The 13,857-nt window shown below is 47.2% G+C and carries 14 protein-coding genes and 1 rRNA gene; 6 read left to right on the top strand and 9 right to left on the bottom strand.

Annotated features, from left to right (window positions below):
• Positions 1–40 precede the first annotated feature (40 nt).
• The 3 genes from rrf to DN730_RS13665 all read left to right on the top strand — a co-directional run bounded on the left by rrf (position 41) and on the right by DN730_RS13665 (position 2,056).
• Positions 41–155, top strand: a 5S ribosomal RNA gene (gene rrf, locus DN730_RS13675).
• Between the two features lie 508 nt (positions 156–663).
• Complete coding sequence (locus DN730_RS13670) at positions 664–1,344, top strand: YiaD family glycine zipper/OmpA-like lipoprotein (protein ID WP_115468708.1); 681 nt, start codon at positions 664–666, stop codon at positions 1,342–1,344.
• Between the two features lie 106 nt (positions 1,345–1,450).
• Positions 1,451–2,056, top strand: a complete 606-nt coding sequence (locus DN730_RS13665) for a UPF0149 family protein (RefSeq protein ID WP_115468707.1) — start codon at positions 1,451–1,453, stop codon at positions 2,054–2,056.
• A gap of 76 nt (positions 2,057–2,132) precedes the next feature.
• Here the strand turns inward: DN730_RS13665 and DN730_RS13660 are convergent, their stop codons facing one another.
• The 8 genes from DN730_RS13660 to DN730_RS13625 all read right to left on the bottom strand — a co-directional run bounded on the left by DN730_RS13660 (position 2,133) and on the right by DN730_RS13625 (position 10,212).
• Positions 2,133–2,936, bottom strand: coding sequence for an HAD-IIB family hydrolase (locus DN730_RS13660; protein ID WP_115468706.1), 804 nt, complete (start codon positions 2,934–2,936; stop codon positions 2,133–2,135).
• Positions 2,926–3,702 carry a DeoR/GlpR family DNA-binding transcription regulator gene (locus DN730_RS13655; RefSeq protein WP_115468705.1) on the bottom strand — a complete coding sequence of 259 codons (777 nt, stop codon included), beginning with the start codon at positions 3,700–3,702 and terminating at the stop codon, positions 2,926–2,928. The genes DN730_RS13660 and DN730_RS13655 overlap by 11 nt, the downstream gene beginning before the upstream one ends.
• A gap of 1 nt (position 3,703) precedes the next feature.
• On the bottom strand, positions 3,704–4,432 hold the full coding sequence (locus DN730_RS13650; RefSeq protein WP_115468704.1) for a glycerophosphoryl diester phosphodiesterase: 729 nt from the start codon (positions 4,430–4,432) through the stop codon (positions 3,704–3,706).
• Positions 4,429–5,505 (bottom strand): sn-glycerol-3-phosphate import ATP-binding protein UgpC, encoded by a 1,077-nt coding sequence (locus DN730_RS13645; RefSeq protein ID WP_115468703.1) that lies wholly within the window; start codon positions 5,503–5,505, stop codon positions 4,429–4,431. The genes DN730_RS13650 and DN730_RS13645 overlap by 4 nt, the downstream gene beginning before the upstream one ends.
• A 1-nt stretch (position 5,506) precedes the next feature.
• Positions 5,507–6,349: a sn-glycerol-3-phosphate ABC transporter permease UgpE gene (gene ugpE, locus DN730_RS13640; protein ID WP_115468702.1), complete on the bottom strand. Its 843-nt coding sequence runs from the start codon at positions 6,347–6,349 to the stop codon at positions 5,507–5,509.
• Entirely contained in the window at positions 6,349–7,224 is an 876-nt protein-coding gene (gene ugpA, locus DN730_RS13635; RefSeq protein ID WP_115468701.1) for a sn-glycerol-3-phosphate ABC transporter permease UgpA, read from the bottom strand. Before ugpA ends, ugpE begins: the two co-directional genes overlap by 1 nt.
• A gap of 91 nt (positions 7,225–7,315) precedes the next feature.
• A complete protein-coding gene (ugpB, locus tag DN730_RS13630; protein WP_115468700.1) occupies positions 7,316–8,614 on the bottom strand; it encodes a sn-glycerol-3-phosphate ABC transporter substrate-binding protein UgpB in 1,299 nt (432 codons plus the stop codon).
• A 401-nt stretch (positions 8,615–9,015) separates the two neighbouring features.
• On the bottom strand, positions 9,016–10,212 hold the full coding sequence (locus DN730_RS13625) for an amino acid aminotransferase (RefSeq protein ID WP_115468699.1): 1,197 nt from the start codon (positions 10,210–10,212) through the stop codon (positions 9,016–9,018).
• 166 nt (positions 10,213–10,378) lie between these two features.
• Between DN730_RS13625 and DN730_RS13620 the strand changes: the two genes are divergently transcribed.
• The 3 genes from DN730_RS13620 (at position 10,379) to DN730_RS13610 (ending at position 12,975) form a co-directional block, all read left to right on the top strand.
• Entirely contained in the window at positions 10,379–11,554 is a 1,176-nt protein-coding gene (locus DN730_RS13620; protein WP_115468698.1) for a methyltransferase, read from the top strand.
• 65 nt (positions 11,555–11,619) lie between these two features.
• The gene (locus DN730_RS13615; protein ID WP_115468697.1) at positions 11,620–12,069 is read left to right on the top strand and encodes a GyrI-like domain-containing protein; all 450 of its coding nucleotides are present in this window, start codon (positions 11,620–11,622) and stop codon (positions 12,067–12,069) included.
• Positions 12,070–12,090: 21 nt separating this feature from the next.
• Positions 12,091–12,975, top strand: a complete 885-nt coding sequence (locus DN730_RS13610) for an AraC family transcriptional regulator (protein WP_158541220.1) — start codon at positions 12,091–12,093, stop codon at positions 12,973–12,975.
• A gap of 61 nt (positions 12,976–13,036) precedes the next feature.
• On the opposite strand, the gene DN730_RS13605 is transcribed toward DN730_RS13610, so the two are convergent.
• Positions 13,037–13,795, bottom strand: coding sequence for an EAL domain-containing protein (locus tag DN730_RS13605; RefSeq protein WP_115468695.1), 759 nt, complete (start codon positions 13,793–13,795; stop codon positions 13,037–13,039).
• Positions 13,796–13,857 lie beyond the last annotated feature (62 nt).

Genomic DNA, 13,857 nt, shown 5'->3' with positions numbered 1-13,857 from the left:
TCCACATCCGATCACTCATAACGAAACGCACACCGGTTTGCTTGACGATCATAGAGGCGTTGAACCACCTGATCCCATCCCGAACTCAGAAGTGAAAAGCGCCATCGCCGATGGTAGTGTGGGAGATCCCATGTGAGAGTAGGTCGTCGTCAAGCTTCAAATACGAAGCCCTGATCAGCAATGATCAGGGCTTTTTTATGTTTGGTCAAAATAGCACATGAGATCCCTTACCAGACAGAGCTTGGTGTTGCCCCGGGACTTAAATGATGATTTTTCATCGGTGGACGTTTTATCTACTGTAGGCAAATTTTTAACCGAAGTCGAAAATACTTTATCGCCTAAGGCAGGGATACGCACACCGTCTGCGGCCATTTTTTGTCCGCGGCAACGCACCGAAACGTGAGCAAGCAGGCAAAACCTTTTGTGTCGTATCCCAACATCAAGGTCTACCCGAATATCAAGTGGTGCTTTGACGTCCTGACTGAGTCTAGGCCTCTGCGCACATCCTTTGCAAAGTGTTATGTCTTTGCAAAGGATGTGCGACGACACAAAGGATCGTGTAAAGGTTGGTCTCAGCTCTGTTGCTCTTTTCTCAAAAATTTATACTGCCCTAGATTAAGCGTATCTACATACATCATTTCATTCTTTGATCTAGGAAACGTCATGCGAAAACGAAACGGTCTTATGGGGTTAGTCGCCGCGGCAGTATTGCTGTCCGGTTGCGAATCGATGCAACGACAAAATGCTACGACAGGCGAATCGGAAACAAATGACACCACCAAAGGCGCGGTAATCGGCGCGGTATCAGGCATTTTTGTTGGACTGGCCACCGGCGACAGTGCGAAAGAGCGCCGTAATCGTGCATTAGCGGGTGCCGTAGCGGGCGGTGCGGTGGGTGCCGGTGTTGGCAATTATTTTGATCAGCAAGAGCGTGAGCTGCGTGATACGTTGAGAAACTCTGGGGTGCAAGTTCAACGTGTTGGAGAAGATCAGCTTACTCTCGTAATGGAAAATGGAATTGGCTTTTCGACAGACGCATATACCTTGGAAGCGTCTATCTATCAGACACTCAATGGTGTAGCTCGCGTGCTGGTTGAGTACCCGAATACTGTACTTATGATCACAGGCCACACAGATAGCACAGGCAGTGCATCGTATAACCAAACCTTATCTTTAAAGCGTGCCGAGTCCGTTCGTAGTTACCTCGTCGGTCAGAACGTGGCTAGGGATCGTTTGTCTACTATGGGTGTGGGTGAGGAGGAGCCCGCTTGTGATAACTCAACAAGCCAAGGTCGAACTTGTAACCGTCGAGTTGAAATCGATATTTATCCTAAAAGTCAGTAGCAAGCAGCCTCAAGCTCGAGGAGTAAGGGGATTTTTACTTCGTGCCTGCGAAAACGCGAAAAAACGATTACACTTAGTGCATTCGATTATTAAGCAGAGAAGTAGTATGCAAAACGAAGGGCTACCTGTTGAGGCGATGTTCGATCGGCTCGATTACTATCTTGAGAATTACGCCACGGATCGTTCGATCATGTCCGTCTCAGAGCTTGATGGGTTTGTCACGGCTATCGGTTGCAGTAAGGATATTCTCACACCTAGCGATTGGCTGCCAGCCATTTGGGGAGCTGCTGAAGATCAACCTAAGTGGCCTGTCCCTGACGAAGAAGATGAGTTTTATGGCTTAGTCATGTTGTTACATTTAGAGGCCGTCGATGGTCTGATTAATGGCACGATCAGCCCCGTTTACTTAGAACATCAAGATTCTGAAGGTAAAGTGTCCGTTATTGTGGAAGATTGGTGCGCAGGGTTCATGCGAGGTGCTCGCCTGACAGGGCTGGGACAGAGCGGTCCGCGTGAGTTTATTGATGAAGTATTGGCAAGTGTGAGGCTATTCGGCACCCCGATAGGCTGGGAAAAAGTCGATGCCATGAGTGATGGTGAAGTTCAATTTTGGCGTGAAAGCCTGGAGCCGTCGATCATACGCTTGGCGCAGCATAATCACCCAGAGATTCAAGTGACGGATGGCGGAGATGCACCGCCAATATTACATTAACTTATGCCCACCTTATGTCTCAAGCGGACAAAAAAAGGGACGTATTGCGTGTTCTAGCCTGCTTTTTGACGCGTTTTTATATGCGTATAGCAAGTATTTTTGCGGCGAGTTCAGCAAACCCTTCGCCTCCAGATTTATTTGCAATGTAACGCGGTAAGTGATTCAACGCATTTAAGTGAGGGGCAATATTAGCCACTCCTACACTAAGTGGAAACTGTGCAAACATACTTTCATCATTAGGTGCATCTCCCACATACAACACACATTGTTTTGCTTCTTCGATGGAAACACCAAAAAAATCGGTCAACACACGTTCCGTCATGGCATATTTATCCACACCCGTCTGGCAAACATTAATATGAATCGAAGACGCTTTTGCATTTAACCCAAGATTCAGTAAATCGGCTAGTAATGCCTCTTTTTCTTGAACAGCTGGTGGAACAATATCTTGCGCGTAATCAATCGCTACGTCCGTCAGTCGGAAATGCTGATCTTGCGTCAATGATAGAGTAGGGAATTGTTTTAGTCGTGGTTCTATCAACGCCAGCAATTCGGCCTGCTGCGCGCGCATGGACGCTTTATCGTTGAAATAATGGTACTTCACCGAGCGTTGAACGGGCTGTATAAATACCCCACCACCTTCACTGATAACACCTGCGATTGGTAAGACTCGAACCATCATATCTGACCATCCAGCACACCCTCCTGTAACTGGAACGACGCGTATACCAGCGGCTTCAAGATCGTATAGCGCCTGTAACGTCATAGCAGGTAAGCGACCTTGGAGAGTTAATGTGTCATCAAAATCGGTAAAAAGGTATCGCACTTTCTTTAATAAAGAGGCATCCAACTCGTCCAAAGGCTTTGGGCTATCCTGCATCTGTAGACTCCTTTGCTACTATTAATCGGACACCTTGCGCTTCGAGCAGTTGCTGTTGTTGAGCAGAAATGTCATCCGTAAAAAGCATTTCAATGTCTTCAAATCGACCGACCACAGCGCTGGCTTTTCGCCCCCATTTATATTGGTCGGCGACCAACAAAACGTGGCGACTTTGTTTGATCAACGTTCGACTCAGATTGGCTTCGTCAGGGTCAAAGTCGAGCACACCAAAGTGTTCATGCAATCCCCCGCAGCCCAAAATGCCATAATCAAAGACATACTTACGCATGCTTTCTATGGCGTCAGATCCTACCAAGTCGCAATGGCGGTGGCGCATGCGTCCTGCGGTCATACGGACAGACGTTTTCGGTGTCTTAGCAAAGATGGTCGCAACGGTAAGGTTGTTCGTAAATACTTGTAGATCTTGATGTTGCAGTAACGCTTTAGCCACGAACTCTACGGTTGTACCCACGCCTAAGAATACCGACGCACCGTTTGGAATGACTTCGGCAACTTGCGCTGCGATGGACTGCTTCGCGTCGCTGTTCAAAAACTGACGATTAGCAAACGATAAATTCTCTGCGGTGGATACGGGCGCAATACCACCATGTTGGCGCCGCACTAAATGTTTTTCCGCCAATTGATTGATGTCTTTGCGAATCGTCTGCGAGGACACACCAAAACGCTCAACCATTTCTTCCACGGGCAACAAGTCGCATTGTTGAACCCAATTTAAAATATGCTGCTGACGTTCATTTAAGTTCAAACTACGACTCCAAGTGCATGAACTGATTGGGATCGTCGGTGATTACCGTATCCATCCCCCAGCTCCAATGCTGCTCAACAAGATGCGCCTCATTGGCGGTATAGCACAATAATTTATAACCCGCAGATTTCACATCACGAGCCTGCTGTTCGGTAAGATAAGCGTAACAACAATTCAGGCTAAAGGCTTCTATTGCTGCGAGTTTTAGTAACCAGTCACTGGGGACTTCTTCGACTAAATAACCCAGATGCCGCTGTTTATCTTCACGATGACAGATCTGCAAAGCCTCGTAGTTAAAACTTGAAATCATCAATTTGTCGTTATCCAGCCATCGTTCTGACAGCACGGCTAATATGGGGGGAACAACCTGCTCCACATCGGCACCTTCATATTTGATTTCTAGATTCAAACTGAGCCCGAGTGTTTGGATGCAATCAATGGCTTGCTCAAGGGTAGGGACTTTTTCCCCTTCATGCTCAGCCCCAAACCAAGAACCTGCATCCAGTGACAACACGGTTTCTAAGTTCGCTTCCAATGTCTTTCCAAACCCATTTGTACAGCGCTCTAAAGTATGATCGTGAAAGATGATCAAGCCATTTTGGGCAATGGGGTACACATCAATTTCCACCCATTTTACGCCCGTCGCGGCGGCGGCACGGATTGAGGCAAGGGTATTTTCAGGTGCCAATAAAGCCGCACCACGATGCCCCATCACTTTGGTCAACGTCATAGCGCTTCAATCCTCTTCGTTGTTTCTGCATCAAATACGTGCCACGCGTGTTGTGGCACTTTTAAACCAATCAGTTGCCCAATATCTGGTGCGTGATTACCTGACAAACGCACTACAAAGGGGTATTGCTTATCTCTATCGGCTTTTACCGAGCCATGAATCAAAGTCTCTGCCCCAAGCGCTTCAACGGCTTTTACCTGTAAGTTCAAATCGGCGTCCTGCAAGGGGACAATGTCCACATGCTCCGGACGAATGCCCCACATGATTTTATCCGTAGAAAACTGTGGAGAAGCGAGCTGGCAGTCTGCGCCTAACTGCAAAACCCCATCTTCAACAGTACATGGGATAAGGTTCATCGACGGTGAGCCAATGAACTGCGCCACAAATGTCGAGGCGGGGCGATCATAGAGTGCCATAGGCGTCCCCACTTGCTCTGCATGGCCTTTATTGAGTACCACCAATCGATCCGCAAGGGTCATGGCCTCTACTTGATCATGAGTTACGTATAAGGTTGTCGTTCCTAGTTTGCGCTGTAATTCACGAATTTCAACGCGCATTTGCACTCGCAATTTAGCATCTAAGTTAGACAAAGGCTCATCGAACAGAAACACCTTAGGGTCACGTACCATCGCGCGTCCCATGGCCACACGTTGACGCTGCCCACCAGACAGTTGTCGAGGTTTGCGCGTGAGCAGCTCCTCCAACCCCAGCATCTGCGCGACGGCATTCACTTTGGTTTCAATCTCAGATTTTGGTTCACCACGATTCTTTAAGCCATACGCCATGTTGTCGTAGACCGACATGTGTGGATACAAAGCGTAATTTTGGAACACCATTGCGATGTCTCGTTCCGCCGGCTCTTTGTTATTAACCTGAATCCCTTTAATCAGTAAGTCGCCTTGGCTGATGCTTTCAAGTCCTGCAACCATGCGTAATAAGGTTGATTTACCGCAGCCAGAGGGGCCCACTAAGACAATAAATTCCCCTTCTTCGATGGTTAAATCGATGCTTGGGATGGCTTGGTAGCCGTTGGCGTATGTTTTACCGATATTTCTAAGTACTAAATCTGACACTTTATTTCTCCGCGTCTACCAAACCTTTCACAAATAACTTCTGCATACCAATGACCACCAGCACGGGTGGAATCATCGCCAGCAACGTCGACACCATGACTTTATTCCATTCGATATCACCATCTGGCACAGACAACATACGCTTCACGCTCATTACTAAAGTGTAGTAAGCGTCATCCGTGGTCACGATCAGCGGCCACAAATATTGGTTCCAGCCATAGATAAACAGAATCACGAACAGTGCCGCAATATTGGTGCGCGACATTGGTAATAAAATATCGAAGAAGAAACGAATGGGACCTGCGCCATCAATACGCGCGGCTTCGACTAGTTCACCAGGAATACTCATAAAGCACTGACGAAATAGGAAGGTAGCGGTGGCACTGGCAATGAGTGGCAGCGTTAGACCGGTATAGCTATTTAGCAAGTTAAGGTTGGCGATTACTTCATAGGTCGGTACGATGCGTACTTCTACAGGCAACATCAAAGTGAAAAAAATCACCCAAAATGCCAAGCCCCGAAATGGGAATCGGAAGAATACAATCGCGTAGGCAGACAGCAACGAAATCGCAATTTTGCCAAACGTAATGCCAAGCGCCATGATCAATGAGTTCAAAGTCATACGTAGCATGTGCGAAGCCTGACCTTCTTTTCCAATCAGCATCTGATGCCAATTAGCGAATGCTTGATCCCCAAACCACATTGGAATATGACCGACGCCAAATGCATTAGCCGGATGAGTAGAGGCGACAATCGCCACCCAAACAGGCAACGCGACCACTAACACGCCTAAGACCAAAATAAGATGACTGAAACCAGTCAGCCAAGGGCGATTTTCAATCATTAGTACTGCACCTTACGTTCAATATAGCGGAACTGCACCACCGTCATCAGCCCGACAATGACCATTAGCACCACAGATTGTGCCGCAGAGCTGCCCAAATCCAGACCAACGAAGCCATCGTTGAAGACTTTGTACACCATAGTTGTAGTACTTTGCCCCGGTCCCCCTTGTGTGGTGGCATCAATCACACCGAAGGTTTCAAAAAAGGCATACACCAAGTTAACGACCAATAAGAAGAAGGTCGTGGGTGATAACAATGGAAACACAATGTCCCAAAATCGTTTGGTCGGGCCAGCGCCATCGATCGCTGCGGCTTCAATCAAGGATCGAGGAATGGCCTGTAACCCTGCGAGAAAAAATAGGAAGTTGTAGCTGATTTGTTTCCACGTGGCAGAAATTACCACCAATATCATTGCCTGATCGCCGTTAATAAAGTGGTTCCAGTCGATACCGATGGATTCTAATAGTAAGGCCACTGGCCCCATGCTTGGGTCGAATAGAATCCACCACAATACACCGGCCAAAGCGGGAGCCACTGCATAAGGCCAAATTAATAGGGTTTGATATACCATTGCGCCACGAATCACACGATCCGCCATGACCGCCAACCAGAGTGCCACCGCAAGGCCTAAAAAAGCCACCGAAAAGCTGAACACCATGGTGGTTTTGAGGGATGCGAAATACTCTGGGCTAGTAAATAACTCAGTAAAATTATCTAAGCCAACAAAATCACGGCTTAAACCAAAGGCATCTTCTTGGTAAAACGCTTGCTCAACCGCTTGTCCTGCGGGCCATAAGAAGAAGATGGCCGTTACCGCTAACTGCGGCAATAGCAACAGATAGGGCAGAAATTTTTGAGGAAAATACACCGACATAAAAAGACTCAACCAGTCACTAATCAGAAGACACACATTTGAACAGCCTCCCCACTATAGGGGAGGCTTTCTCATAGAGAGGCAGTGATGACTAGTCGTTCGCTTTTTCGAACTTACGTAGCAATGCGTTACCACGTTCAGCGGCGGCATCTAATGCTGCTTGAGCGGTTTTATCGCCTGCCCATACCGCTTCTAGTTCTTCATTGATGATGTCACGGATCTGAACGAAGTTACCCAAACGTAAGCCTTTAGAATTTTCCGTTGGCTCAACAGAAGTCATCTGCTTAATCGCTACGTCTGTACCAGGATTTGCCGCATAGAAGCCTTGTCCTTTGGTCAGCTCATAAGCCGCTTGTGTGATAGGTAGGTAACCTGAGAATTGGTGCCAATCAGCTTGCATATCAGCACGCGATAGGAAATTTAAGAAGGTTGCGACACCTTGGTATTGCTCTTCATTCTTACCTTGTAGTACCCATAACGATGCACCACCGATGATGGTGTTTTGTGGCGTCTCGATTTGATCTGCATCGTAAGGTAGCTGTGCTACACCGAAGTCAAACGTAGCATTACGCTTCATACCAGCGTAGCCCGCTGAAGACCCCATGAACATTGAACATTCTTGGCTATAGAATTTCGGAGCAGAGTCGCTTCGACGACCACCGTAACTGAATATGCCGTTTTGTTGCCATTCACGCATTTTTTCAATGTGTGCGACTTGAGCAGGGCTGTTAAAGACAAACTCTGTGTCCATTCCAGCAAAACCATTGGCTTGTGTTGCAAATGGAATGTTGTGACGTGCGCTGAAGTTCTCTAATTGAATCCATGATTGCCAAGACGTTGTGAAACCACACTCTACACCACTGTCTAACAGTTTTTGCGAAACGGTTTCCATTTCTTGCCACGTTTTCGGTGCGCTCACACCCGCTTTTTCAAATTGCTCTTTGTTGTAGTACAACACTGGCGTCGAGCTGTTAAATGGCATCGATAGCATATTGCCATCTTCGTCCGTGTAATAACCTGTGACAGCACTTAGGTAATCGTCCTGGATAAACGGCTGCCCTGTTTCGCGCATCAGTTTGTATACTGGGTAAATCGCACCTTCTGCCGCCATCATGCTGGCCGTTCCCACTTCAAATACTTGAACCAACGCTGGCTGCTGCTTCGCGCGAAATGCGGCAATCGCAGAAGTCATGGTTTCGGTGTAGTTGCCTTTGTATACCGGCTTCACTTCATAAGCATCTTGTGCCTGATTGAACGCTTCCGCCATCTCGACAACTTTCTCACCATTAGCACCACCCATTGCGTGCCACCATTCAATTTGTGTGGCTGAAAATGCAGACCCAGACACCGCTAAACCAACGGCCGTAGAAACTAACGCTAACTTGTTCATGGTACGTAATCCTCGTATCAAAACTAAAATATGAAAGAATAAAAGCATCAAACGAGGGGTACATTACGATAGATATGTTTCATTTTGATGGCATAAATTATTCAAATGAAACTAAATTAGTATTCAAACGAAGCTAAATTGATATTCAAGTGAAATCGAAATGCATGTCAGACACAGCAATCCGCTGATTTCAGGTTGCTGATGTAGCGCGCATTCGCTGCTGAATGTGGTTGTAGGGTACGAGATACTAAGCGAAAGAGTCTGTGAGTTTGATACAGAGTATCGAATGTAATGTGAAATACGGGGCCGTAAAAATAAACCCCAGCAAGTGCTGGGGTTTTTTGATGTACTGGAACGCATGGAGCGTCCCTTTGCGTTTAGGTTGTTCTTTATCGAAGTAATTATCCCACGACTTTTGCGATGGATTCGCATAAGTAATCGATATTGCTGTCACTGACTCCCGCAATACTCATACGGCCAGTATCTGCAATGTAGATGGCGTACTCGGAACGTAACGTACGTACTTGCTCAAATGTTAGACCCGAGTATGAGAACATACCGCGTTGTTTTTCAATGAAGCTGAAGTCTTTGCTCACGCCTGATGCTGCCAATTTCTGAACCATCTTAGAGCGTAATCCATTGATACGATTGCGCATCTCGGTTACCTCTGATTCCCATAGGCGACGCAACTCAGGGTCATTCATAATAGTGTAGACCACGGTCGCGCCATGAGCTGGTGGCATCGAGTAGTTAGCACGAATCGCTTGGCCAACGATAGAAAAGGCATTGCGCGCTTCCTCAGCAGATTCGGCAATGATACTCAGGCCGCCACAACGGTCGCGGTAGATGCCAAAGTTCTTCGAGAATGAGTTCGCAATCAGCATGTTCGGTACGCGTTCTGCCATATGGCGTAGACCTGCCATATCCGCATCCAGACCGTCACCAAAGCCTTGGTAGGCGGCATCAATCAGCGGCAGAACATTACGTTGATTTACAAAATCAGTCAGCGCGTGCCAGTGCTCAAGCTGTAGATCAACACCTGTTGGGTTATGGCAGCATGCGTGCAGTAATAGCACATCGCCTTCTTTCATCTCAGCGTCCAAAAACGCCATCATCTCATCGAAGCGTACATCATTGGTTGCTGCATCGTAGTATGGGTATTCAACGACCTCGACTCCCGCAGAGCCAAAGATAGAAGTGTGATTCCCCCAAGTGGGATCACTGACAAATAAACGAGCACCTTTAAGATTGGCACTGATAAAGTCCGCTGCCACTTTTAATGCGCCAGTACCGCCAGGTGTTTGCGAAGATTGGATACGACCTTGCTTGACCACATCACTGTCACCTCCCAACAATAGGGTTTGGGTAAGTGGCGCAAAATCTGCCGCACCGTAAACACCTTGATACGCCTTTGTTTCCTCGTTAGTCACCATAATGGCTTCAGCTTTCTTCACTGACGTCAAAATAGGCGTACGACCTTGATCATCTTTGTAGACGCCGACACCTAAATCGACCTTCTTAGGGTTTGGGTCTTGCTGGTGCGCTACGATCAAGGCTAACAACGGGTCGCCAGGAACGGCTTTAAGGTGTTTGAACATAATGGGATATTTCCTTACTTTTTAGGGCAAACTGCAATGCTGCATGATGAAATAAAACGTTCTTATATTCTGCGCTTTTAGCGCTAAAATACAATTCGTAAACGCAGTGATATATGCAAAACTTAAGCAAACTGTCTAAAAAAATGAACACTTCTTCTAGGGGCTTATGTCTTCTTCTTTCAGTACTGATTTTAGCGTTTTAGATGGTTGGCTCGCACAGAACTCGCCACTGTGGAACATACAGTCTTTTCAATCTTTAGACTGGCCGTGGCGTACAAACTACCCTGAACTATGCAACTGGTTAGATGCCATCACACATGTGCCTGATTACCTCGAGGTAGAGCAAGCCTTGCAGGAACACGTGGTGGGATTCACCGCAGTGCCGAAGGTCACTTTTGACGCACCTTTGGAGAAAACACTTCATCCCCCCTTACCGAGCTACGTAAGCCAAGGGATTAAAGGCCGAAAATGGCAGCAGATCCTGGCCTTCAGCGAGTGCACGCAAATCTCCTCACCCGTGATCGAGTGGTGCGCAGGTAAAGGGCATCTGGGTAAGGTGCTAGCTTTGCAACAAAGCGCGCATGTACACAGCTTAGAATGGCAACAAAGTTTGTGTGATTCAGGGGCGGATGAAGCTCACCGATTGGGCATTGCACAGACCTTTACCTGTGCGGACGTCTTGCAGGGTGATGGTAATGAGCCTTTGCTGCACGCTAACAGCGCCGTGGCGCTGCATGCCTGTGGCGATTTGCATCGAGTGCTGATCGAGCAGGGGATTGCCGCAAGGCTTGACCAGATGGCGATCTCACCATGCTGTTATCACCTGACACAAGATCGTCAATATCGGCCGCTCTCCAAACAAGGCCAACAAGCCAACACACAACTGAACCAAGACAACCTTAAATTAGCCGTAAAAGAAGTCGCCACTGCAGGCCAGCGAGAACAGCGTCTTAAAGCATTAGAACTCACCTATCGACTGGGATTTGATGCCTGGCAGCGCCAAGCGCGTGGAGTAGATCAATACCTTAACGTCCCATCGTGCCCTAAACGCCTTTTAAATGAAGGGTTCGCAGGCTTTTGCGATTGGGCAGCTCAGCAAAAAGGGCTTCAAAAACAACTTACCGCATACCCTATTAAAGGCTTTGAGCAGATTGGTGAACAACGCCGACAGCGCGTTGAGATCCTAGAAGCCATCACTCAATACTTCCGCCGCCCGCTAGAATACTGGCTCGTATTAGATCGCGCTTTATGCTTAGAAGAAGCTGGCTACCAAGTCGCCATCGGCGTGTTCTGTGAGCCAGAACTAACGCCTAGAAACCTGATGATTAAGGCAACGAAATAGAAAACAGCAAGTTTTGTTAAAAGCGCTTGAGGTATGCTGACAAAAATACATAAAGGAGCAAGCTAATGACCCCTCAATCTTTTCCCAAAACACCTGTTTATGGCGTATGTGTTCGTACGACAAACCAACAAGAAATGTCGCCAGAGGGTGGGCATATCGCCCGTTTATGGCAGCAGTTTAATCAGGACATCGCTCCTTTATTGAAAGAAGGTAATCAAGTATTTGGGGTTTATTGCCATTTTGAAGGGGATGAAACGGGCGAATTCGATGTAATCGCGGGAACGGACCAAGCGGACTTTGCTGATATCAGCACTATGGCCAAAGTGGTATTGGATGCAGAAAAATACTTAGTGTTTGATGTGGCGGGTGCTTTGCCTATGGGGATAATTGATGCGTGGCAGAAAATATGGCATTACTTTGCCCAGCCAGATTGCCCTTTTCAGCGTGCTTTTGAAACGGACTTCGAGCATTACCTTAGCCAACAAAAAGCACTGATCTATATCTCAGTTCGTTAATGAATGTATAAGGTAAAACCCGTGAGAGAATCCACCGCAGAACATTATCAACGACGCTTTCAACGCCTTGTGGAATACATTTTTCAGAATCTAGATAGCCAATTGGATTTGGAAACATTGTCGCAGGTAGCATGTGTGTCGCCGTATCATTTGCATCGACTGTATCGTTGTATGTTCGGGGAAACGCTCGCCGATACAGTGAAGCGAGTTCGTCTGCATTATGCGGCGCAAGCGCTGCTTGATTCGCAAGGTGACATAGAGAAAATCGGCATCAAGGCTGGTTATAGTTCGGTTCAGGCATTTTCACGAGCGTTTCGTGCGGCTTATGGAATGCCACCCGCTAAGTTTCGTCAGCAAGGCCAGCAAGTATCTTTTAGTCTCCCATCAGTGGCGCGAGATACTCTGGAGCAAACCCTTGCTGCGCCGTATGGCGTAACCATCGAAAATCGTGCGAGTGCTGTTGTTGTAGGGCTTTCCCACCACGGCAATTTTATGGATATTGGTCAAAGTTTTGAGCAGCTTTATGTTCAGCTAATTGGTCAAAACATAGAAACAGAGCAAGCTATGATGTGTGGCTTGTATTTGCATGATCCATTCTCCGTGCCTGAATCGGAATTGCGCTCTATGGCAGGGATTATTCTCTCTCAAGAAGAGCGGGCGGCGCTGACTCAACCTAATAACCTAGCATGTTGGCAACAACCAGCTGGGCAATACGCCGTGTTACGGTTTAAAGGGCCTTATCAGCATCTTCATAAGGCGTATCAGTGGTTGTTTGGTGATTGGTTGCCGCAGTCAGGTTATTTACCAGCCAATACCCCTGTTATGGAAGTGTATCTGAACAATCCTAGGCAAGTGCCCGCCAGTGAGCTGTTAACGGACATCTGTTTGGCCTTGGAAGTACAGTAGGGGGAAGCCGTGTCCTATAGCCCTTTGCTAGTGGCTTAGCTGTTTGTTTAAAGTTTTTCTATTATTCTGGCCAGTGAATGACGGCGAGGGATTCAAAGCTAGGCTTAGCGAAATAGTACCCTTGGTATAGAGTAACGCCGAACTTTCTTAGGGTTTGGTATTCCGCTTGGGTTTCAATGCCTTCTGCGATCACTTTGATGCCTAAATCGTGAAACATGTCCATGTTGTGCTTAACGATGGCTTGGCGAATAGGAGACTGATCAATGTCGCGAATTAACGCCATGTCGAGTTTGGCGATGTCTGTCGGTGTATTGGCGAGTAGGGTTAAGCCATTGTAACCTGAGCCGAAGTCATCGATCGCTGTTTGAAAATTGAGCTTTTGATAATGGCGGATGATGCTGATGAGGTGGTCGTGGTCTTGAATACGCTCATTTTCAGTGAATTCGAAGATGATTTTTTTCGCATCGAATCCATATTTTTCAGCCGCCGCCAGTGTGGTGCGAATACATAGTTCGGGTTTGTAGATCGCGTTGGGTAGGAAGTTGATGCAGAGGTTGGATTCGATCTCCAACTCGGCAGCCAGTTTGATGGCTTTAACACGACAGCTTTGGTCGAAGCGATAACGGTTTTTGCTGTTCACATTTTCAAAAACGTGGCCAGCGCCTTCTCCATTGATGCCACGCACTAACGCTTCATGCGCAAAAACAGTCTGATTCTCTACGTCTACGATTGGCTGGAAGGCCATCGTAAAGTCAAAATCTAGATCGCAGCCTTTGGCGCACTCTTGGCAGCCAAAGTGTTTAAAATCAGGTTGTTCCATTTTTGCTCCCGCTTATATCGTCCTATTTACTACAAGATAGTGAACAGCGTAGCAGATTCAAA

This window comes from Marinomonas piezotolerans, assembly GCF_003362755.1.
Classification (GTDB): Bacteria; Pseudomonadota; Gammaproteobacteria; order Pseudomonadales; family Marinomonadaceae; genus Marinomonas; species Marinomonas piezotolerans.
The sequence above is the reverse complement of the archived record's forward strand: the minus strand, read 5'-3'. Positions and strand labels throughout refer to the sequence as shown.